Annotated in this window: 21 protein-coding genes; all 21 read right to left on the minus strand. The window is 29.0% G+C overall.

Translation table 11 applies throughout. The annotated features are described in order from the left end of the window. Positions 1-202 precede the first annotated feature (202 nt). The 21 genes from Q326_RS0108880 to Q326_RS0108980 all read right to left on the minus strand — a co-directional run bounded on the left by Q326_RS0108880 (position 203) and on the right by Q326_RS0108980 (position 22304). Positions 203-1177, minus strand: coding sequence for a tyrosine recombinase XerC (locus Q326_RS0108880; protein WP_026895068.1), 975 nt, complete (start codon positions 1175-1177; stop codon positions 203-205). 431 nt (positions 1178-1608) lie between these two features. Beyond that, complete coding sequence (gene purB / locus Q326_RS0108885; RefSeq protein ID WP_026895069.1) at positions 1609-3039, minus strand: adenylosuccinate lyase; 1431 nt, start codon at positions 3037-3039, stop codon at positions 1609-1611. Continuing rightward, entirely contained in the window at positions 3036-4238 is a 1203-nt protein-coding gene (locus tag Q326_RS0108890; protein WP_026895070.1) for a pyridoxal phosphate-dependent aminotransferase, read from the minus strand. Before Q326_RS0108890 ends, purB begins: the two co-directional genes overlap by 4 nt. Before the next feature lie 33 nt (positions 4239-4271). Beyond that, entirely contained in the window at positions 4272-4643 is a 372-nt protein-coding gene (locus tag Q326_RS0108895) for a PadR family transcriptional regulator (RefSeq protein WP_245592078.1), read from the minus strand. 12 nt (positions 4644-4655) lie between these two features. Beyond that, on the minus strand, positions 4656-5474 hold the full coding sequence (locus Q326_RS0108900) for a PHP domain-containing protein (protein WP_084489588.1): 819 nt from the start codon (positions 5472-5474) through the stop codon (positions 4656-4658). A gap of 80 nt (positions 5475-5554) precedes the next feature. Then, positions 5555-5815 (minus strand): stage V sporulation protein S, encoded by a 261-nt coding sequence (locus Q326_RS0108905; protein ID WP_026895073.1) that lies wholly within the window; start codon positions 5813-5815, stop codon positions 5555-5557. 151 nt (positions 5816-5966) lie between these two features. Beyond that, positions 5967-7502, minus strand: a complete 1536-nt coding sequence (rny, locus tag Q326_RS0108910; RefSeq protein WP_034601695.1) for a ribonuclease Y — start codon at positions 7500-7502, stop codon at positions 5967-5969. Between the two features lie 407 nt (positions 7503-7909). Then, on the minus strand, positions 7910-8575 hold the full coding sequence (locus Q326_RS0108915; RefSeq protein ID WP_026895075.1) for an AAA family ATPase: 666 nt from the start codon (positions 8573-8575) through the stop codon (positions 7910-7912). A 7-nt stretch (positions 8576-8582) separates the two neighbouring features. Further along, positions 8583-8834, minus strand: a complete 252-nt coding sequence (locus Q326_RS0108920) for a hypothetical protein (RefSeq protein ID WP_026895076.1) — start codon at positions 8832-8834, stop codon at positions 8583-8585. 14 nt (positions 8835-8848) lie between these two features. Then, positions 8849-10273, minus strand: a complete 1425-nt coding sequence (locus tag Q326_RS17035; RefSeq protein WP_051531338.1) for an AAA family ATPase — start codon at positions 10271-10273, stop codon at positions 8849-8851. Positions 10274-10275: 2 nt separating this feature from the next. Continuing rightward, positions 10276-11256 (minus strand): metallophosphoesterase family protein, encoded by a 981-nt coding sequence (locus tag Q326_RS0108930; protein WP_026895077.1) that lies wholly within the window; start codon positions 11254-11256, stop codon positions 10276-10278. An 83-nt stretch (positions 11257-11339) separates the two neighbouring features. After that, complete coding sequence (gene recA, locus Q326_RS0108935) at positions 11340-12374, minus strand: recombinase RecA (protein ID WP_347876187.1); 1035 nt, start codon at positions 12372-12374, stop codon at positions 11340-11342. Positions 12375-12506: 132 nt separating this feature from the next. Next, entirely contained in the window at positions 12507-13742 is a 1236-nt protein-coding gene (locus Q326_RS0108940; protein ID WP_026895079.1) for a competence/damage-inducible protein A, read from the minus strand. A gap of 30 nt (positions 13743-13772) precedes the next feature. Next, a complete protein-coding gene (gene pgsA, locus Q326_RS0108945) occupies positions 13773-14318 on the minus strand; it encodes a CDP-diacylglycerol--glycerol-3-phosphate 3-phosphatidyltransferase (RefSeq protein WP_026895080.1) in 546 nt (181 codons plus the stop codon). Next, entirely contained in the window at positions 14302-15648 is a 1347-nt protein-coding gene (rimO, locus tag Q326_RS0108950; RefSeq protein ID WP_245592079.1) for a 30S ribosomal protein S12 methylthiotransferase RimO, read from the minus strand. Before rimO ends, pgsA begins: the two co-directional genes overlap by 17 nt. 28 nt (positions 15649-15676) lie before the next feature. Next, positions 15677-16720 carry a tRNA 2-selenouridine(34) synthase MnmH gene (gene mnmH / locus Q326_RS0108955; protein ID WP_034601701.1) on the minus strand — a complete coding sequence of 348 codons (1044 nt, stop codon included), beginning with the start codon at positions 16718-16720 and terminating at the stop codon, positions 15677-15679. Positions 16721-16748: 28 nt separating this feature from the next. Then, entirely contained in the window at positions 16749-18965 is a 2217-nt protein-coding gene (locus Q326_RS0108960; RefSeq protein ID WP_026895083.1) for a DNA translocase FtsK, read from the minus strand. A 98-nt stretch (positions 18966-19063) separates the two neighbouring features. Next, positions 19064-19888: an undecaprenyl-diphosphate phosphatase gene (locus Q326_RS0108965; protein WP_026895084.1), complete on the minus strand. Its 825-nt coding sequence runs from the start codon at positions 19886-19888 to the stop codon at positions 19064-19066. A gap of 120 nt (positions 19889-20008) precedes the next feature. After that, complete coding sequence (locus Q326_RS0108970) at positions 20009-20683, minus strand: ClpP family protease (protein ID WP_026895085.1); 675 nt, start codon at positions 20681-20683, stop codon at positions 20009-20011. Positions 20684-20728: 45 nt separating this feature from the next. Then, positions 20729-21949, minus strand: a complete 1221-nt coding sequence (gene dapG / locus Q326_RS0108975) for an aspartate kinase (protein WP_026895086.1) — start codon at positions 21947-21949, stop codon at positions 20729-20731. Between the two features lie 85 nt (positions 21950-22034). After that, positions 22035-22304, minus strand: a complete 270-nt coding sequence (locus tag Q326_RS0108980) for a YlmC/YmxH family sporulation protein (RefSeq protein ID WP_026895087.1) — start codon at positions 22302-22304, stop codon at positions 22035-22037. Positions 22305-22663 lie beyond the last annotated feature (359 nt).

The raw sequence follows: 22663 nt of genomic DNA on the forward strand, positions 1-22663 counted from the left end.
TTTGCTTTTATTTTAATATCTACCAAAGCCATTCGGCATAAATAATACTACTAATAACAAGAAAAAGAATAACAATTCACTACCACTTTCTCCAAAACCTCCGAACAAACCTTTACTTTCAGCCATTATACAACCTCCTATTATTTATTTGACTATTAATACATTGTATTATGAAAAATATATTTTGTTACTAGCTGAAAGCTTAAACCTTTTTATCTTTTTTATTATTAGAAAGGGGATTACTTTTAACCGCTTTTCTAAGTCTATCATCATCTATATGGGTATATATCTGAGTAGTAGATACACTTTCGTGTCCTAAAATCTTTTGTAAAGCACGAATATCTACATTACCATACTTATACATCAATGTAGCTGCTGTATGCCTCAATTTATGAGGAGAGTATTTCTCAGTATCTAAGCTTGCTTTCTCCATATATTTCTTAACTAAATGTTGTACGGCCCTTACACTAATACGATTTTTCCTTTTGCTTAAAAATAGGGCCTTCTTATCTTTCACACCTTCAGTAGGTCTTACGGATAAATACCTATTTATACTATCTATACAGGCATCATTTAAATATATAGTACGTTCCTTATTTCCTTTGCCCACAACAGTTAAAGTATCATCTTTAATTTTATTTATATCTATACTGATTAGTTCTGATATCCTTAGACCACAATTCAAAAATAGGGTAATGATGGCATAATCTCTTTCTTTATATGTTCCATCTATAATATCTAAAAGAAACTTAGATTCATCTAATGTAAGATAAACAGGTTGCCTAGAATCAGTTTTAGGGGTTTCTAGATTCAATGCAGGGTTAGTATCTACTAGCTTTACAATTGTATGTAGATATTTAAAAAAAGATCTTATGCTGGCTACTTTTCTTGCTTTTGCAAAATTAGAATTATTCCTCTTTATATCAGAGTAAGATATAAAGGCAAATAGGTCTTGCAATGTAATTTTATCTATAAATTTTTCATCAATATCATCAATAGGTATAGAGTCGAAGTCCATATTTCTATCTACAAACCTATATCTTATTTTTAGAAACCTAAATAAAGTTCTTAAATCATAATAATATTCTTTTACTGTATTTTGAGATTTTCCTTTTATAGTGCCTAAATAGTTTAAAAAATCTTCTAGTATCAAAGGCATTGGTTCATCAAATATCATTTTTTACCCTCATTTCTTATTAGTTTTTGAGTATTAGTCGCAAAATATCTATTTTGCGACTAATATATAAGTAATATTCTATAAAATAGTGACCAATTCCTGCTTTTATCTATAAAAATATAAAAAATTATTAATTTGAAACTATCTAAACAAATTTTGTCTATTTTAGTCTTTATTTATCCTTACAGCTATTTTTATACATAATACGACATATACTATGTTTTAATCATTTTAATAGCTTTAAAATCAATCTGAATCGTTACATATTTTTACAATCAGTGCATTAAAAGTTCATTTTTGTTTCTAATTATATAAAAATAATAAAGGCTATTGAGTTTAAAATATTCTCAGATATCATTCCAATTCAACCAAATAAAAAAGGTTAACATAATTTAATTATGTTAACCTTTTTTATTTGGTTTCAAAAAACATTAAACTTTCAATTCAATATCAATTCCGACATATTCTTTATATTTATTAAGTATAGGTTTAATATAGTCTGCTATAAATTCTTCAACTTGTTTTGCAGATCTTCCAATATATTTTTTATGTTCCAATATATTTTCTAATTCATCTTTTGATAGTTGGAACTTATCTGAAGATATTATTCTATCTAATAAATCGTTTTTCTTTCCAAGCTCCTTGACCTGGTATCCAGCCTCCATTGATAACTGCCTAATAACTTCATGTAATTCCTGTCTATCTCCCCCTTTTTTAACAGCCTCCATCAAGATATTTTCTGTAGCCATAAAAGGAAGCTCATTTTCTATATGTTGTTTTATCACATTTTCATATACTACAATGCCATCAAAAATATTTATTCCTATTTCCAATATTGCATCACATGCTAAAAATGATTGGGCTATAACCAATCTCCTATTTGCAGAATCATCAAGGGTTCTTTCAAACCATTGGGTAGAAGATGTCATCGCCGGACTCATCAAATTAGAAATAATAAATCTAGCTAGAGATGCTATCCTTTCGCTTCTCATAGGATTCCTTTTATAAGCCATTGCTGAAGAGCCTATTTGGTTTTTGCCAAAGGGTTCTTCGATCTCCTTTAGATGTTGTAGAAGCCTTATATCATTAGTAATCTTATGCATAGACTGTGCTATTCCTGATATCACAGACAGTATATCGAAATCAACCTTTCTAGAATACGTCTGTCCAGTGACTGGATATGTATCTTCAAAACCCATTTTTTCAGCAACCAATTTGTCTAATTTTTTTACTTTTTCATGGTTTCCATCAAATAAATTTAAATAACTAGCTTGTGTTCCAGTTGTACCCTTTGCTCCCCTCATCTTTAGGCCTTTGATGCCATCAATTAAATTGTTATAATCTAGATATATATCATGTAACCAAAGAGAGGCCCTCTTGCCCACTGTAGTCATTTGAGCTGGTTGAAAATGAGTGAAGCCCAATGTAGGCATATCTTTATACTTTAAAGAGAACTCAGTTATTTTGTCCATCAAATTTACAAGTTTTATCTTTATAAGATTCATAGCTTCTTTCATAACGATTATGTCTGTATTATCTCCTACAAACGCACTGGTTGCTCCTAAATGTATTATTCCTTTAGATTTTGGACATACATGTCCATATGTATGAACATGGGCCATTACATCGTGACGAAATTTTTTCTCCATTTCTGCTGCCATATCATAATCTATGCTTTCTAAATTATCTTTCATCTCACTAATCTGATCATCGGTTATATTTAGCCCTAATTCCTTTTGTGACTCCGCTAAAGCTATCCACAGTCTTCGCCAAGTTTTAAACTTCGTATCAGGCGAAAATATATTTGCCATCTCTTTGCTACTATATCTTGTTATAAGTGGATTTTCATATAATTTTTTCATATTATGCCTCCTCGTATAAATCTTTCTATCCTATCTAGACCTTTTTCTATATTATCCATAGATGTAGCATAAGAAATCCTTATATAATCATCATTGCCAAAAGCTATTCCAGGTATTACAGCTACATGTGCTTCTTCTAAAAGAATATTAGAAAATGTCATAGATGAATCTACTAATCGTCCATTAATACTTTTATTTTTAAGTTTAGAAATATTGGCCATTATATAAAATGCTCCACCTGGATTATAGCATGACATTCCAGGTATGGAATTTATTTTTTCTACCATATAATCTCTTCTATTGATAAAATGATTTCTCATATTATTAATAATATCATAACTTTCTGTAAGGCCTTTAATGCTAGCGTATTGAGAAATTGAAGAAGGATTAGATGTTGTATGACTTTGAAAATTGGACATTAACCTTATTATTTCATCATTAGCTGCCGCAAAGCCTATCCTCCAACCAGTCATAGAAAATGCCTTAGACATACCATTAATTACAATAGTCAATTCTTTAATTTCTTTTCCCAATGATGCAATACTAATATGTTTATTGTCATCGTATATTAACTTTTCATAAATTTCATCTGAAATAACCAAAACCTTATTTTCCACAGCCCAATCCGCTATATCTTTCAATTCAGTTTCATTATATACAGAACCAGTAGGATTATTGGGAGTATTTAATATAATAGCTTTTGTATTTTCAGTAAATGCTTTTTCTAAATCCATTACAGTATATTTAAAATGATTTTCTTCTTTTGTCTCTATTAATACAGGTTTACCTCCAGCTAACTTTATGAGTTCAGGATAGCTTACCCAATAAGGCGAAGAAATTATGACTTCATCTCCAGGATTTAATATAGCGCACAACGCATTATATAAAGAATGTTTAGCCCCATTGGACACTATTATATTATCTTGAAGATATGCTAAATTATTATCTTTTTTAAATTTTTCACATATAGCATCCTTTAATTCTTTTATACCCGATGCAGGAGTATATTTAGTCTTCCCCGATATTATGGCATCGATAGCCCCATATTGTATATTCTCAGGAGTGTTAAAATCAGGCTCACCAGCTCCAAATCCTATAATATCAACCCCATTGTCTCTCATTTCATTGGCCTTTGCTGTAATCTTTAATGTCATAGAAGAAGATACGTTTTTTAATTTTCTAGATAAATTTAATTTCATATAAGCCCTCCATAGTAATTTATAATATATCTTTTATAATTTCATTTCATATATATCTGTTAGAACATTTGTTATTATAGTCAGAGAATCCATAAAATTGACCTTATATGTATTCTTTATGGTCTTATAATGCTTAAACCCTTCATCAGTTAGTCTATAATGCCTTATAGACCTTTTATCAGGTTCTTGCCATCGTCCCTTGATATATCCTTTTTCTTCTAACTGTCTCAATAAAGGATATATCATACCAGGACTAGGTTCCCATTTATCATCTAACCTCTCTTTTATCACTTCTATTATTTCATTGCCATAATAACTTTTATCCTTTAGTAAGTGCAATATATATAATTTAACAAAAGACGTAGTACTTATTTTGGAAGGAAATTGCCTGTTTCTTTTATTCAATATTACCCCTCCTTACAGCTGCTTTAAAAATTTATGTTCTTTAGATACATTTATATAATAATCTCCAACAATAGGAATGCCATCAAACAATCTTCCATGGCAATCAGAGCCTCCTGTCATTATTAACTCTAATTCTTTTGCCATAGTTTTAAATTTCAAAACATCTTCATTAAAGTGTTTCGAATGTATAACTTCAATACCATCAAAATTTTCCTCTATCAATAACTCCTTTACATTAATATCTCCCTGTATGATGCCAGGATGGGCAAGTACTGCAAATCCACCTAATCTATGGATTAAATTTACAGATTCATTAACAGTTAATTTAAATCTTGGTTCATAAGCTGGACCATTATATTTTAAATATTTATCAAATGCTTCCTCTATACTCTGAACATATCCATTATCAATTAGCGCCATGGCTATATGAGGTCTTCCTATAAAATCTTCACCTACATTTTTCCTTATGTCCTTTTCACTTATGTGTATATTTAAACCTTCTAATTTTCCAATTATTTTTTTTGCCCTCAATATCCTTTGACTTTTTATTTTTTCAGATAAATTGTATAACAAATTTGACTTATAATCAATACAATATCCTAAAACATGTATTTCACTATTATTTAATTCACTACTAAGTTCTATTCCAGGTATTATTTTTAAGTGCTTTTTATTATTAGCATTTAACGCTCTATCAATTCCTTTAGTAGTATCATGGTCAGTAATTGCTATAATATCAACTTCCTTTTTTATAGCCCAATCAACAACCTCTTCTGGTGTAAATAGTCCATCAGATGCTGTAGTATGGATATGTAAATCAGCTTTTATCATAAGCCCTCCTTATTATAGTCCATATTAAATAATGAAAAACCTGCCTATAATTTATTATGGCAGGTTTTTTGCTTATTATTTTATCTTGGTGCTACAATTAATTTAATAGCTGTTCTTTCTTCACCGTCTATTTCAATATCGGTAAAAGCTGGTATGCAAATAAGATCAACGCCACTAGGAGCAACAAAACCTCTAGAAATAGCTACTGCTTTCACTGCTTGATTAAGTGCACCTGCACCAATTGCTTGAATTTCAGCAGATCCTTTTTCCCTCAAAACTCCTGCTAAAGCCCCTGCAACAGAATTTGGATTTGATTTTGCTGATACTTTTAATACATTCATTTTTAAAGCCCCCTTAGTATTTTATAATTTATTACAATATAATACTTTTATTCTACAAATAACTATGAAACCCTTTTTTTATTTAAATTTTTTTATATTATTTTTAAATTATACTTTTTGTTAATAAAAAAATAGAGAAGTTTAAACTCCTCTATTTTGCATATTCTACAGCTCTTGTCTCTCTTATAACATTAACTTTTATTTGGCCTGGATATTCTAATTCATTTTCAATTCTTTTAACTATATCTCTAGCTATGTGTATTGTATCTAAATCATTAATTTCATCAGATTTCACAATTATTCTTACCTCTCTACCAGCTTGTATAGCATATGACTTTTCTACTCCTTCAAAACCGTTAGCTATTTCTTCCAACTTCTCAAGCCTTTTAATATAAGCTTCTAATGTCTCTCTTCTAGCCCCTGGTCTTGCTGCAGATACAGCATCAGCAGCTTGGACTAATATAGCTTCTATGGTTTCAGGCTCTACATCTCCATGATGAGCAGCAACGGCATGAATAACTTCTTTAGATTCTCTGAACTTTCTACATAAATCTACTCCAATGTCTACATGAGGACCCTCCACTTCATGATCTACTGCTTTTCCTATATCATGAAGTAAGCCAGCTCTTTTCGCTATCTTTACATCAGCGCCTAACTCAGCCGCCATTATACCGGCAAGATGAGATACTTCTATGGAATGATTTAATACATTTTGTCCATAGCTAGTTCTAAATTTAAGTCTTCCCAACAATCTAACCATTTCAGAATGTATACCATGTATACCAGTGTCAAATGTAGCTTGTTCTCCTACTTCTCTGATATGTTCACTTACTTCTTTTCTTGCCTTGTCAACCATTTCTTCTATTCTAGCAGGATGTATCCTTCCATCAGAAATAAGCTTTTCCAATGCTATTCTTGCTACTTCTCTTCTTATTGGATCGAATCCAGATAAAATAACTGCTTCGGGGGTGTCATCTATTATTAAGTCTATACCTGTTAAGGTTTCTAATGTTCTAATATTTCTACCTTCTCTTCCTATTATCCTACCTTTCATTTCATCATTAGGAAGGGACACTACTGAAACTGTGGTTTCAGCTACATGATCAGCTGCACATTTTTGAATTGCATGAGATATAATTTCCCTCGCTCTTTTAGATGCCTCATCCTTAGCTTTATATTCAATTTCTTTAATCATAATTGCAGCTTCGTGGCTTGTTTCTTTTCTGACATCATTCAATAATAGTTCCCTTGCTTGATCAGATGTTAAACCAGATAATTTTTCTAATTCTTCTACCTGTTTTTTATACAATTCTTCAATGTCAAGCTCTCTTTTTTCTATTTCTTTATTCTTTTTGTTTAAAATGTCCTCTTTTTTCTCTAAGGATTCACCTTTTCTATCCAATATTTCTTCTTTATGGACCAATCTTCTTTCCAACCTTTGAAACTCATTTCTTCTTTCTCTATTTTCCCTCTCCAAATCCGTTCTCATTTTATGAATCTCTTCTTTACCCTCTAGAAGATATTCTTTTTTTGAAGTTTCTGCTGTCTTTATTCCTTCTTCTATAATTCTTTTTGCTTCTTCCTCTGCTGTTTTTATTTTTGCTTCTGCTATAGTCTTTCTAATATAAATACCAGCAAAAATACCAATTGCCAGTCCTAATATACCTGATAATAGATAGTATACGATGGCAAAGCACCTCCTTTAACAATATTTATTTTCCAAGTTTCAATATCAATTAAGTAGTATTTGCTATTGATTATTAATTAAGACTAATAAATTAATAAAATATAAGTAGAATTAAATCAAAGAAAATCAATACAAACACTATAAACATTTAAAAACTGTAAAGACCCCACAACAAAATCCTAATTTCAAATATATCTTATTTAATATAGATTTTGTCAATTCATATTACAAAAATACATTCACAAAGTTTTTGAATATATTTTGTAGGTGTTATAAAAATATAAACCGAGTACACTCGGCTTATAGGGCTCTACTTTACATATGATTTGTAGACTTATAATGCCTAAAACAACAACTGATATTCGTTATTATTTTATTACTTTTACACTATTATGTCAAGTTAAATGTTACTCCTCTATAGGCTCAATATAGCTTATACTCCCCCTTAGAACCACTCTATAAGATAGTGTAGCTATAGAAGATAAATGATTATCATGAGTAACCATTATAATCTGCCTATCGAACATTTCAGAGACTTCTTTTAAAAATTCAGCCACATTAAAAATATATTCATTGCTTACATGCTTCGCTGGTTCATCTAGGATCAAAGGGCCTTCTACCTTAGGCATATGCAATTGAAGAAATGCGATTCTAAGAGCCAAAGATATTATATCTACTATACCTCCACCTCTAGACTGTTGTGGTTTAGTTTTAATCATTTGATCTTCATACTTAGTTATAACATAAAATTCAGCATTAGGTTTACCATAGAGTTCATCTATTTCTATTTTGAACTCTATGTCAGAATTAAAGATATATTGAAGACAATTTGTTACCAAGCCCTCAATTTGCTTTTTAGCTTGTTCCCTTGCAAACTTAGAAGTTTTCTGTAAAAGTATATTAGTCTTCTCTAGTAAATCTATATTTTCATTTACTGTTTTCAATGCATTCTTTTTAAGCCTTATTTCTTCCTGTATCCGTTCTCTTTTACCAGTTTCTCTAATAAAGTGTTCCTTTAAACTAATAATATCTTTATTGAGACCATCTATATTATAGTCTTCCGTAATCAACATATCCACCTCAATCATTCTTTAATATATCTGTAGGTAATAACTCTGTTGCTTTTTTAAAAAGTTTTTCTATTTCTTTTTCAAGCTTTTCTATTTCTTCATCTAAATCATCAGGACTAACACCCAAATCATTAAGTTCATCAATTATATCCTGTTGTTGTCGATTTAACTGTTCTAGACGAGCTTCCGCCTTATATTTTAAAGTTTTTGCTTTTTCTAAATTATTTTTAAGCTCTGATAAATGTTTTTCATGATTAGTCATTCTCAAACCTCCCATTATTTAAGATTATTTAAAATTCTATTTATATCTTCTTTATTTATTGAATTAAAGCATAGAGGACATACTTTCATATCTTTCATTAACTTACTATAATTATTTAGCAATGACTCTATATCATTTTTTAAAGTTTTTAGCTTTTCTTCATTTTTATGAATATTATCTGAAATAACTTTATAATTTTGTCTTGTTTTTATATATCTACTCATCAAATTAATATTTTTATAAATTTTTTCTACTATATTATCAACAATATATATATTATCAAACTTCTTAATATAATTATGACCCTTATCTATATTATTCTTTATCAATTTAAATTTAGCATCTACTTCCTTAAACTCTTTGTACTTGAGTATATATCTATGCAGTGTTTCTGAATCTTTATATAATTTATCTATATGTTTCAGTTTATCTAAATAAGATCTATTTCTATTTATCAATTGTACATTCTCTTTATATTTATTATTTAAACTAATAATAAAATCTTGTTTTTTGATCAATTTATTCAATATATCGATTGAATTATCTATTTCATATATTTTTGATAAGGCATTGTTTTGACAAACCATTTTTTTGATTTCAGTTTCAGTTTTTGTAAAAGTTTTTTTCTTTGACAGTAAAGATTTATACCTTGGTATAATTACTTCTATTTCATTTAGTGCACTTGCTAAATAGTCTATATCCTTTAATTTTTTGAGCATAACATATGTATTATTGATTTCTGACTTTACTAAATCATGCTTTCCCTTTAATTCTCTGATTTTTTTTAATTTATATTTTTTTTCAATTATTAAATCCCGTGTTTTTTCTAATTTTGATATTTTATATTTTAATTCATCTAAATATTCATAACTTTTTAAAGTATCTTCTAAATCGTCTAGTTCTTTTTCCGATTTTTTCTTATCCATATTTAAATTTCTATAGTCTCTCAACGTATCTTTTACAGCCTTGTCTACAATATGAACATCTACTAATCTACCTATAGCTTTTGCACGAGTGGCTGGCTTTTCCGATAATAAAAAAGGACCTTCTAATTGTTCTCCAACATTTATAGAAGTAGAATGTTTACCATCTAAAAATAATTTTCTAATATTTAACTTTTCAATTATCTCTAAAGGTACTGAAGTGCCAAACCCCTCATAAATTTCTTCATTATACATATAAATATTCTTACTAGCACTTCTAAGTCGCTGAATCTTTACACCATTACTAAAATATATGGTTACACTACATTCTTTTTCTCCCTCTCTAATAAAAAAAGTCCCTGCAGGTTCATTGTATAAAACCCATTTTATACCTCGTATAATAGCAGTCTTTCCATGATCAGAGGGTCCAACTATCACATTTAAACCATTTTCAAAATCTATTTCTGTATATTTATGGGATTGGAAATTTTCAAGAATCACCTTAGTTATATACATCTTTAATCATCATCTCCTGTATATGCGATTTGAGCCTGTTCTATACGGGATATGGCTTCTTTTTTTACTTTTTCCTCCACATTTTCTGCCATTAATAAATTATCTAAAATATGGTTTATCCCTAATTTTTCAAAGTCACCAGCTGAATCTACAGATTGTTTAAATTGAATCAATTTTTCACTTCTATAAATAGATAAGTCTAACTGTTCTCTATCAAGCACTTCTTCTCCAGGTAATATGTTCTTTAGTGGTATTAATTTAATATCTATTTGTTTCTCCAATGTAATTAAAACAACCTTTGGTACCCTATTGATCTCTTTTATACTATTTGTTATCCTTATTAGACTTCCAGGATTAACAAAATACTTATTTTCCAATGTTTTTATTCCAAACCCAGAATGATAATGACCTGATAATGTTATATCGGCTAATGTATCTTTTAAATCATCTATTAAAGAATAAGGAATTCCCTTTATAAAAGGTCTATCCAAAAGCATACCATGTACCATATGGATTGAGTAATCAATATCTCTGTCTTTATCTGTAACTATATAACCCTTTTTATTATTTCCATCGATATCATATCTATAAGGCTGCCCTGTAAGCTGAAGTTTAACATCTTTATTAATTATTATTTTCTCATTTTCTTTTATCAGTCTTATGAGTCCCATGGCATCAAATATACCCAACATAGTTCTATATATGGTTTTAGGATTATGACCATATATATCATGATTCCCTGCGATAGCTAAAATAGGTGCTCTGAATTTATTTAGAATCAAGGCAAATCTTCTTACTATTGCTGGCGATACATCAGGTCTATCAAATAAATCTCCCCCATGAAGCACATAATCAACGTTTAAATTATTGGCTATATTTACAATCTCATTAAATTTAGTTTCTAAAGTCTCTACAATATTATCTTTTCTATTTTTAGGAGAAGTTCCTCTGATGTGAGTATCAGTAAAAAAAAGTAATTTCAAATTTATAACACTCCCTAATATTAGTTATTATCTTATTAAATTATAACATAAATAAAAGATTAAAAACTTCCCTCGGGAAGTTTTTAATCTTTTATTTTAGCTTTACTCTCATCTTTTTTATTTTCATCTTTCTCTTCAATTAAACCATATTTTTCTCTTACCTTTGTTTCTATTTCATTTGCTACTTCAGGATTTTTAACTAAATAATCTTTAGAATTTTCTCGTCCTTGTCCTAGCTTTATATCTCCATAGCTATACCAAGAGCCTGCCTTAGTTACTATATCTGCCTTTACACCTACATCCAATATATTACCCTCTTTAGAAATACCTACACCATACATTATATCAAACTCTGCTTTCTTAAATGGTGGGGCAACTTTGTTCTTAACTACTTTTACTCTAGTCCTATTACCTATTATATCATCACCTTGTTTTAGGCTTTCAATTCTTCGTACATCTAATCTAACAGATGAGTAAAACTTTAAAGCTCTTCCTCCAGGAGTTGTTTCAGGATTTCCAAACATAACTCCTACTTTTTCTCTCAACTGATTTATGAAAATAGATGTAGTATTAGACTTCTTAATAGCCCCAGCTAATTTTCTTAGGGCTTGAGACATAAGCCTTGCTTGTAACCCTACATGACTATCTCCCATTTCTCCTTCAATTTCTGCCTTAGGAACTAAAGCAGCTACAGAGTCTACAACAATAACATCAAGCGCTCCACTTCTAACCAAAGCCTCTGCTATCTCTAAAGCTTGTTCTCCAGTATCTGGCTGTGAAATAATCAAATTTTCTATATCTACTCCTAATTTTTTTGCATATCCTGGATCCAGTGCATGCTCTGCATCAATAAATGCAGCATCCCCACCGTTCTTTTGGGCCTCTGCTATCATATGAAGTGCAACTGTTGTCTTACCTGATGACTCGGGCCCATATATCTCTACTATCCTTCCTCGTGGAACTCCTCCAATTCCTAGAGCAATATCAAGATCTAAGGCTCCAGTTGAGATTGATTCTATATTTAATTTAGAATCTGCACCTAATTTCATTACAGAGCCCTTACCAAATTGTTTTTCAATTTGATTCAAGGCCATTTCTAAAGCTTTTTTCTTTTCCATCATATTATTCCCAGAAAATCTGGTACACCACCTTTCCATTTCGAACAAATGTTCTATATGGTTATTATACATGATTTGGTATAAAAGGTCAATGATTCTCAGTAATTTTATTTTTATCTATATACAATACATCTATAGTTTTTTCAGATATTTTATTAATTCATAATAGGCTAAATTAGCTGTCTTATTTTGTATAGAAGTCCTATTCCCAAATAATTTCTTCTCAATAAAGAAAGATTTTCTTTTAGTAGATATCCCTATATAAACTAAACCTACTGGCTTTTCATCACTACCTCCATCAGGGCCTGCTATCCCCGTTACAGATAAAGCGATATCTACATTAGATTTTTTTAATAATCCTTGAGACATTTCTAATGCAGTTTCTTTACTAACTGCACCATAGTTTTTTAGAGTAGAAGATTTCACTGATAATTCATCCATCTTAGCTTCATTACTATATGTTACAATACCTCTGTCGAAAACCTTAGATACTCCAGGTATTGCTGTAAATCTACTAGAAATAAGTCCACCAGTACATGACTCACAAAACGCTATCTTTAATTTTTTTTCAATTAATAACTGAAAAGTTTTTTCTTCTAAAGATTCATTGTCATAACCATATATATGGCCTTCTATTAAATCATTAATTTCTTTTTCTGTATTTTCTATTAAGCTATTGACTTCTTCATCACTAGAAGCCTTTGCAGTTACTCTTATTTCCACTTGACCTTCCTTTGCGTATGTTGCAACAGTAGGATTCGATTGATTATCTATTATATCTTTTAATATAGTTGCTACTTTAGACTCACCCAGACTTATAGTTTTTAATACTTTAGACTTAATTATATAATTAGACTTTTTATTTAAAATAGGAAATAGCTTTTCTTCAAACATATGTTTAAGTTCCCTAGGTGGTCCTGGAAGCAATGCTATAATTTTGTCATATTCTTCTAAAAGTATACCTGGTGCTGTTCCAAAATCATTCTCTAATATTTTACTTCCTTCAGGAATATATGCCTGTTTAATATTGTTTTTAGTCATATTAATATTATTGCTTTTGAAAAAAGTCTCAATCTTATGTAAAGAATCTTCATCTAATATAAGTTTCTTATTCATAACTTCAGATACAATTTCTTTAGTTATATCATCTGAAGTAGGTCCTAATCCTCCTGTTATTATTATAAAATCAGACCTCTCTATTGCACTTTTTAAAATATCTTTTAATCTTTCTCCATTATCTCCAACTGTGGTATGATAATAAATGCCTATTCCAATATCAGCTAATCTTTCAGATAAATATTTAGAATGTGTATTTAATATATTGCCCAATAATATCTCTGTGCCTACATTTATTATTTCTCCATTCATCTTATGCATCCCCTAACAATAAAATTGATATTATTTTGAACTAGAATGAAAAACTTTTCTATTCTTATATAAATAATCCATCCCTGATAGAATAGTAAATATAACAGCTAGTAAAACCGCTATTTGATCAAATGGAAAATTTAATAAACTAAAAGGAAAATTATTTAATAATAAAGCTACTATAGCAACTATTTGAGTTATAGTTTTTATCTTTCCCCACCAGCTAGCAGCGATAGTTATTCCTTCTGATGCAGCTAACACTCTTAACCCAGTTATTGCAAATTCCCTTGCTATTATTACAAATACTATCCATGATGATAACTTATCCATTTCTATTAATGAAACCAATGCAGCAGAAACCAATAATTTGTCTGCCAAAGGATCCATGAATTTACCAAATTTAGTGATTTGATTTCTACTCCTTGCTATATAACCATCAAGACTGTCAGTAAGAGCAGCTATTATAAATATACCTGCTGCTATATACTCTCCATAAGGGATTTTCAAAAATAAAAAAAACATAAAAACAGGAACTAAAAATATTCTAATTATAGTTAACTTATTCGCTAGATTCATCAGCCAATTCTCCCCTTAAATCATATTCTAAAAACTCAGTAATCTTCACTCGAAAAAAATCACCTATCTCCAATTCATTTTTACTATTTATATAGACTCCACAATCTATTTCTGGGCTATCCATATAAGTCCTTCCAAAGAAAAGATTTTCATCAACTTTTTCTTCAATTATTACATCATATATTTTACCAACTTTCTTTTCATTTAAATCATATGATATGTCCCTTTGCAATGACATTATTTTGTCGCTTCTCTGTTTTTTAATAGAATCATCAACCTGATTAGGCAAAGAGGCAGCTGCAGTGTCCTCTTCTTGAGAATAAGAAAATACCCCCAATCTATCAAATTTAACTTTTTTTACAAATTGATATAATTCTTCAAAATGATTTTTATCCTCACCAGGAAATCCTACTATTAAAGTAGTTCTTATTATTATATCTGGAATTTCGTTTCTTAGTTTATTGATAATTGATTCTATTTCTTCTTTCGTAGCTTTTCTATTCATCATCTTTAATATATGATTATTTATATGCTGTATAGGTATGTCTACATACTTTAATACTTTATCATTTTTTTTAATACTATCTATAAGCTTTTGATTAAAAGTCTCAGGATAAATATACAATACTCTAATCCATTTTAAATTTTTAATATCATTTAACTTATCTAATAACTCTGGAAGTTTAAATTCGCCATATAAGTCTAAACCATATTTTGATGTGTCTTGAGCAATCAATATAATCTCTCTTACTCCATTTTTGACTAAATAATTTACTTCCTCCAAAATTGATTCCATAGCACGACTTCTAAATTTTCCTCTAAGCTTAGGTATAATGCAATAAGTACAGAAATTATCACATCCCTCTGCTATTTTTACATATGCCATATGAGGGGGAGTAGATTGAACTCTCACAGTATTATTAATATTAGAAAATGTATTGTTAATATTACCTACTCTAATTATTTTTTGTTTATTCTTTAGTTTATTTATAACTTCTACTATCTCATCTATATTCCCCGTCCCTATTAAAGCATCTATCTCAGGGATTTCATTCATTAGTTCAGATTTATATCTTTCACTTAAACATCCTGTAACTATTAAGTACTTACAATTATACTCTTTTTTAAGCATTGCACACTCTAATATTGTATTTATAGATTCTTCCTTAGCATCATTAATAAAACTACATGTATTTACAATTATAATTTCAGCATCATCAATATCATTTACCAAATTCAAATTAGCATTTTCTATTAATCCTGCCATTATTTCAGAGTCAATTAAATTTTTAGAACATCCTAAAGAAACCATATATATTCTATCTTTCACAATAATTCACCTTTCCAATCATATGCAATCATAATAATTTGTTCTCAAATTCTATCAAATTTTTCACTGCATCATCTAAATTTTTATACATAATTATTTTATCATATTTACTTATTTTATCAATCGAGTATTGATATAGAGGATCATAATATTCAACCATTAGTTTTTCACACACATATTTATAATCATTTAACTGTATTTTGTTAATTAAACCATCACAAATACTATTTCCAATCCTCTTTCTAAGCTTATCTATACTATTAATTAAAGCTTCATCCCTACAATTATCTTCTACATATACGTAATCCTCAATAATATTTTTAATTCTATTTTCCATATTAGTATTAATAAGTATATGAAATCCTGATTCCATCTTTTCAAATATTGGATCAGGAACTATACAATTTCCTATCCTTTTACTTTCACTTTCTATAAAGATATATTTACTTGGTGCATCTTTAAGTTCTTCAACAATTGACGATTCAAATTTTTTTTGAGATATAAATTGATTATTGAATACAATATTCCCAAAAACTGAGCCACTATTACGAGCTAAATATTCTAAATCTAAAACAGAATGTCCTTCTTTCTTTAATTTCACTAAAATCTTAGTTTTGCCTACTCCAGTATATCCATGTAGCACTATGCATTTAATCTTTTTACTATACTTATCTATACTATCAATTACATACTTTCTATAACTTTTGTACCCACCATCAATAACATATACATTAATCCCCATTATATCAAGAACTTTTGCCAATGAATTACTTCTCATACCACCTCTATAGCAAAATAATGCTATTTCTTTATTATTTTGCTGCAATTCCTTTATTTTTTTGTAATAAAGAGGTAATTTCTTCGAAGCATACTCAAGACCCATTTCTTTAGCTTTTTCTTTGTTAATCTGAGTATATATATATCCTACTGTTTCTCTTTCCTGATTATCTAAAATAGGTAAATTTATAGCACCTGGGACAGTATCTTTGTTAAACTCCATAGGACTCCTTACATCAATAAAACAAATACTGTCTTTTTTAAGCGCATCATATATATTTATTTTTTTTATCATTTACAACCATCTGCCTTTTCTATAAATATTACATCAAATCTTCTTCGTCAATCAATACTTTTCTTGGTTTACTCCCTTCATGTCCTCCAACTATACCTCTTTCTTCCATATCATCAATTAATCTTGCAGCTCTAGAGTAGCCAATCTTTAATTTCCTCTGAAGAAAGGATATGGACGCTTGTCCTTCAGCTACAATCAATTTAATGGCATCTTCCAATAGTTCATCACTATCACCATTTGATAAATTAACCTCTTTTTCGATATCTTCAATAACCTCATTATTATAATTAGTATCATGTTGAGATTTTAAAAATTCTACAATGTTTTCTACTTCTTTTTCACTAATAAAAGCACCTTGAATCCTTGTTGGTTTTGGAGAGCCTACAGGATAAAAAAGCATATCCCCTTTGCCTAATAGTTTTTCTCCTCCTCCCATACCTAAAATTGTTCTTGAATCTCCTTGAGAAGATACCGCAAAAGATATTCTTGATGGTATATTAGCCTTTATAGTTCCTGTTATTACATCTACCGAAGGTCTTTGTGTAGCCACTACTAGATGTATACCTGCAGCCCTAGCCATTTGTGCTAATCTACATATACTATCTTCTACTTCTGAAGGAGAGGCCATCATTAAATCTGCTAACTCATCTATTATTATCAATATTTGTGGTAATCTATCTCCATCTTTTTTTTCATCTATTTTATTATTATAACTTGAGAAATCTCTAACATTATTCTTAGCAAATAAATTATATCTCTTAGTCATTTCCTCAACAGCCCAATTCAAAGCACTAGCTGCTTTTTTAGCATCAGTTACTACAGGAATCAATAAATGAGGGATTCCATTATATACACTTAATTCAACCACCTTGGGATCTATAAGCAATAATTTTACTTCATCAGGTCTTGATTTAAAAAGTATACTGGTTATAAGAGTATTAATACAAACACTTTTTCCAGATCCAGTAGCTCCTGCTATAAGCAAATGAGGCATTTTGGCTATATCAGTTACCATAGGATTCCCACTTATATCTTTACCCAATGCAAAGGGTAATTTTGTATTTATTTGTTTATACGCATCTGATTTAAACACTTCTTTCAAAAATACATCTGCTTTGTTAAGATTTGGTACTTCTATGCCAATAGCAGATTTTCCAGGGATAGGTGCCTCTATTCTTATCCCTGATGCTGCCAATCCAAGTGCTATATCATCAGTTAAATTTAATATTTTACTAACCTTAACTCCTGGTGCTGGCTGTACTTCAAACCTTGTAATTGTAGGGCCTCTACTTATTTGGATTATTTCTGCATCAATACCAAAATTGAATAACGTTTCTTCAAGCCTCTCAGCCTTATTTATTATTTCTTCACTTTCATCTGTATTGCTAGAGATATTTTCGTTTAAAAGATTTTCCAAATTGGGATATTTATATTGACTAAAATCCTCACTCATAGATACCTGAACTTCATCAATTTCTTTATAATTGGTTTTTTCATTTTTAGACCTATTATTATTTTTAGTATAATCTAATATTTTTATCTTTTTATTAAAATTTTCTTCTTCCTTTTCAATATTCTCACAATTAGTATCTTCATCCTTAGGTTCAATTATAGATTCGTATTTGCTATCTTTTTTTTCAACTAATACAAAATTTTTAATTCCTTCAAAACTATTTTTAAATATATTCACTAAAAACTTATATATGTTTTTCATTACTGATACTATGCTTTTATTTGTTATTAAAAGACAGGATATAAGTATAATAGAAACTAGAATAATATAAGAACCTATAACTCCAAAAAGCTTTAAAAATATATATGAAAATATAGAGCCTATTATGCCCCCTCCACTACCATCCATCCCAAACGCTGAGGAAACTCTAACCTTACTTAAAAAATCTAAATCAGAATAATTACTAAATATATATATATCTAATAATATTAAATAAGTTATAAAAATAGTTATTATAGAAGAAGTTTTTTTGTTAGAATAAAATTTAAATCTATTTAACAAAAATAATATACCTATAATTAAAATTATGTATGGGACTATATATCCTCCAAATCCCATTAATTGAAATATTCTCTTTTTCATAAATATGCCAATATACCCTGTAGAATTATTATACATACTTACAAGAGAAAGTATACCAAAAGAAATAATAATTATACCTATTATCTCTTTATTTAATTGCTTCTTTTTGTTCTTTTTCTTGCTTTTTCTAGTGGTTGTTTTTCTTTTCATGTATATCACCTCCTATGATTATTTCGTTATATATCATAGAATATCCTTTTGCTTAATCAAAACCATAATCTAAAATTTAAAATACCTCATATGAATCTTTAACCCTTAAAATTTAAAAATATTAATAATCCGCCAAGTAGCCATAGATATATTGAAAAGTAATAAAGCTTACCCTTCTTTAGTAAATTAACTAATAACTTTATAGCAAAAATACCAGTAATGGCAGAAACTAGAGTTCCTACAATTATAGGTAATGTTAAAGCCATACTATTATTTAAAATCACATCAACAAAATCTAAAACTGACGCCCCCAATATAGCTGGTATTGCCATTAATAAAGAAAATTTTGTGGCTGTTTCTTTGTTAAGTCCTCTAAATAAACTTCCTACAATAGTTGAACCAGACCTAGAGATGCCTGGAGTTATGGCACACCCTTGAAAAACACCTATTATTAATGCATCAAATATAGAAATGTTTCTAGCCCTTTTATATCCTGATAAAAATTTTTCAGAAATGAATAGTATAGCACCAGTTATCATAAAAGCTATAGCTACTGCTAATAAAGAACTATATAATCCTTCAAAAAAATCCTTAAAAAAAACACCCATTATTCCAGTAGGGATTGTCGCTATTATAATCATTAAAGCAAAATTTTGATATCCATTTTCTATATTAATCCTTTTGTTTTTTACTAAATTAATTAAAAGTCTAATAAAACCTAAAACTATTTTGTATATATCGTTGAAATAATAAATAAAAATTGATATTAAAGATCCAAAATGAAACATAACAGTAGAAAATAGTACTCCTTCTTTTATTCCAAAAATATTGTTTAGTAATACTAGATGCCCCGAACTACTTATAGGCAAAAATTCTGTAACTCCTTGCAAAAAACCTAATATTATTCCTTGTAGTAGACTCAATTAGAACCCCTCCTAAAAAAAATTATACAAAAATGAAAGTGTTAATGAACGTCATCAACACTTTTACTCAAGTAATTATAACATAATTTATATTAATATACTATTTTTATTTATCTATTATTACTCGTTAAATAGTTCTTGTAGCTTATTTATAGAATCTTTTAATCCTCCTACCTCATCTATAACTCCTACCTCTACAGTTTCCTTCCCTATTAATACAGTGCCCACATCATTAGCTATTTCATCAGTATCATACATTAGATCTTTAAGTTTATCCTCTGTTATCTTTGACGTTCTCAATATGAAATCAAATATCCTTTGCTGCATCTTTTGAAAATACCTAAAAGTTTGAGGTACTCCTATGACTAAACCATTCATCCTAATAGGATGCAATGTCATCGAAGCAGTAGGAGCAATAAACGAATAATCTGCTGATGTGGCCAATGGAACTCCAATGCTATGACCTCCACCTAATACTAAAGATACAGTAGGCTTACTCATACTATTTATCATCTCTGATAATGCTAATCCAGCTTCTATATCACCGCCTACAGTATTTAATAATATCAGTATTCCTTTTACTTTTGGATCTCTTTCAGCTGATAGTAATTGGGGTATTATATGTTCATACTTTGTTGTTTTTTTATTAGGAGGTGAAGCATTATGACCTTCTATTTCTCCAATTATTGAGACAAAAAATATGTCTTTAGGTACTGTTGCTATTGTAGGACTCCCCATAGATTCTATATTTTTTCGGGTATTATTTTTTAAGTCCTTATTCTCTTTTGATATCATTTGAATTCTCCTTCTTAAACAAATTAAAAAAAGTAGACTTTTAGTCTACTTTTCCCCCAATCCAAATTCTTTATGCAAAACCTGCAAAGCCTTGCTAGAATCTTCATGTCTTACTAAACACCAAATTGTTGTATGTGAATCAGCACTTTGTAATATTTCTATATTAGCTTTATTAAGAGTATTTACTATTTTAGCCATAACTCCTGGAATTCCATGCATTTTATGTCCAATTAAACTCAATTTGCAACATCTTTCTATTATATTGTAATTATAATTACCTTTTTCTAAAATATTTTTAATTAGTACTGTATCTTCACTATCAATAGTAAATACTTTTTTATCAGTAAAAAAGTTTATCAAGTCTATACTTATATCATTTTGAGTTATATTGGTCATAAGATTATCTATTTCATTTTGTTTATAAATACCATTTATAGTTATTTGTGTTCTATTATTCTTATATGTTATTGCATTTATTACTTGGTATTTATTCATATAATCATTATTATATCTAAAATCGTTAAACCTGATACCTCCCACTACAGTACCTTCACAATTAGTCATAGTATTTTTAATTATTACCTCTATATTGCTTCTTTCAGCTATTTCTACAGCTCTAGGATGAATCACTTTTGCTCCATCTTCAGCTAATTGATATAATTCATTATAACAAATTGAATCTATTACTTTAGCATCTGGAACTATTCTAGGATCTGCTGTCATTATTCCATCAACATCTGTATATATTTCTACAGATTTACAATTTAAACTTTCTGCTAAAACAACAGCACTGGTATCACTTCCGCCTCTCCCTAATGTAGTAAGCTCTCCATTAGAAGTTCCTCCTTGAAAACCTGTAACTATAACTATTTTATTCTGTTTCAAAGCATCATTTATCTTATCAGTATTTACAGATAAAATTTTAGCATTACCAAATGTATCATCAGTTTCTATACCTGCTTGATATCCCGTTAAAACACAGGTTTTAAAACCCTTTTTATTTAATAGATTAGCAAGAATAACAGAAGATATCATCTCACCACAAGACATCAATAGATCTATATCTCGTAAATCTGAATACCCTTTGTCAATTAAGGATAATAATGTATCAGTGGCATAAGGATTTCCTAGCCTACCCATCGCTGATACAACAACAACAACTCCCATTTTTTTATTATATTTATCAATTATTTTATTAGTAACTAGTTCTCTAGTTTTATTATCTGAAAGAGAAGTTCCCCCAAATTTTTGTACGATTATTTCCATAGTTTCACCCCAAATTTTTGTTTATTTAGGTATTTATCAATATATTATATGTTATTTAAGTTCTTTTGTTAATTCAGTAGTTATTTTATATCATATAATTTTTTTTCATAGTTTTTTTTGGATCAATCTCAACTATTATCATATCATCCCCAATTTTTCTAATTGTCTCCCAAGGGATTTCTATCAAATCCCTTTCTCCAAAAAATTTAAATGCAGAAGATGTATAAGGTAATAATAAAGCCAATATTTTACCATTTTTTTCATCAATTAGTAGGTCCGAATCTGCAATAATTCCTAGTCTTCCCCCATCGTTGAGATTAACAATCTCTTTTCCCCCCAATTTTGATAATTTCAATTTTATACCTCCTCGTATAATATAGTTAGAACATTTGATAGAAATTAAATCTATTTTCAAGCAAACATTCTTATAAAATTTCAAATTAATATTCATATACTTAGTAAAGCTTTTCTTTATAAACATCATTTCTTTAAATATTGTTTCTATCATAAATCTTTAGCAGGAAACTCAGCAAATTAATGCTATGTTATCATGCTGATTCATAATATAATATCTCCTGAATAGAGGTTAGACGTACACCTCCTGGATGGTTTTTATAAACCGATATCCGTGAAAAAGCGTGTCATTCCATCAGTGAGATTCTATGTTTTAGCTGGTTGGGTTTCCTTCTAGGAATTACCCGTGTCACTTACGAG

The sequence above is a fragment of the Clostridiisalibacter paucivorans DSM 22131 genome (assembly GCF_000620125.1).
In the GTDB taxonomy this organism is placed as follows: domain Bacteria; phylum Bacillota; class Clostridia; order Tissierellales; family Clostridiisalibacteraceae; genus Clostridiisalibacter; species Clostridiisalibacter paucivorans.

Excerpts from the sequence above, each read along its gene's own strand:
- Q326_RS0108880 (WP_026895068.1), bottom strand. The coding sequence starts at position 1,177 with ATGATATTTGATGAACCAATGCCTTTGATACTAGAAGATTTTTTAAAC.
- purB (WP_026895069.1), bottom strand. The coding sequence starts at position 3,039 with ATGAAAAAATTATATGAAAATCCACTTATAACAAGATATAGTAGCAAA.
- Q326_RS0108890 (WP_026895070.1), bottom strand. The coding sequence starts at position 4,238 with ATGAAATTAAATTTATCTAGAAAATTAAAAAACGTATCTTCTTCTATG.
- Q326_RS0108900 (WP_084489588.1), bottom strand. The coding sequence starts at position 5,474 with ATGATAAAAGCTGATTTACATATCCATACTACAGCATCTGATGGACTA.
- Q326_RS0108905 (WP_026895073.1), bottom strand. The coding sequence starts at position 5,815 with ATGAATGTATTAAAAGTATCAGCAAAATCAAATCCAAATTCTGTTGCA.
- Q326_RS0108915 (WP_026895075.1), bottom strand. The coding sequence starts at position 8,575 with ATGTTGATTACGGAAGACTATAATATAGATGGTCTCAATAAAGATATT.
- Q326_RS0108920 (WP_026895076.1), bottom strand. The coding sequence starts at position 8,834 with ATGACTAATCATGAAAAACATTTATCAGAGCTTAAAAATAATTTAGAA.
- Q326_RS17035 (WP_051531338.1), bottom strand. The coding sequence starts at position 10,273 with ATGTATATAACTAAGGTGATTCTTGAAAATTTCCAATCCCATAAATAT.
- recA (WP_347876187.1), bottom strand. The coding sequence starts at position 12,374 with ATGGAAAAGAAAAAAGCTTTAGAAATGGCCTTGAATCAAATTGAAAAA.
- Q326_RS0108940 (WP_026895079.1), bottom strand. The coding sequence starts at position 13,742 with ATGAATGGAGAAATAATAAATGTAGGCACAGAGATATTATTGGGCAAT.
- pgsA (WP_026895080.1), bottom strand. The coding sequence starts at position 14,318 with ATGAATCTAGCGAATAAGTTAACTATAATTAGAATATTTTTAGTTCCT.
- mnmH (WP_034601701.1), bottom strand. The coding sequence starts at position 16,720 with ATGATAAAAAAAATAAATATATATGATGCGCTTAAAAAAGACAGTATT.
- Q326_RS0108960 (WP_026895083.1), bottom strand. The coding sequence starts at position 18,965 with ATGAAAAGAAAAACAACCACTAGAAAAAGCAAGAAAAAGAACAAAAAG.
- Q326_RS0108970 (WP_026895085.1), bottom strand. The coding sequence starts at position 20,683 with ATGATATCAAAAGAGAATAAGGACTTAAAAAATAATACCCGAAAAAAT.
- dapG (WP_026895086.1), bottom strand. The coding sequence starts at position 21,949 with ATGGAAATAATCGTACAAAAATTTGGGGGAACTTCTCTTTCAGATAAT.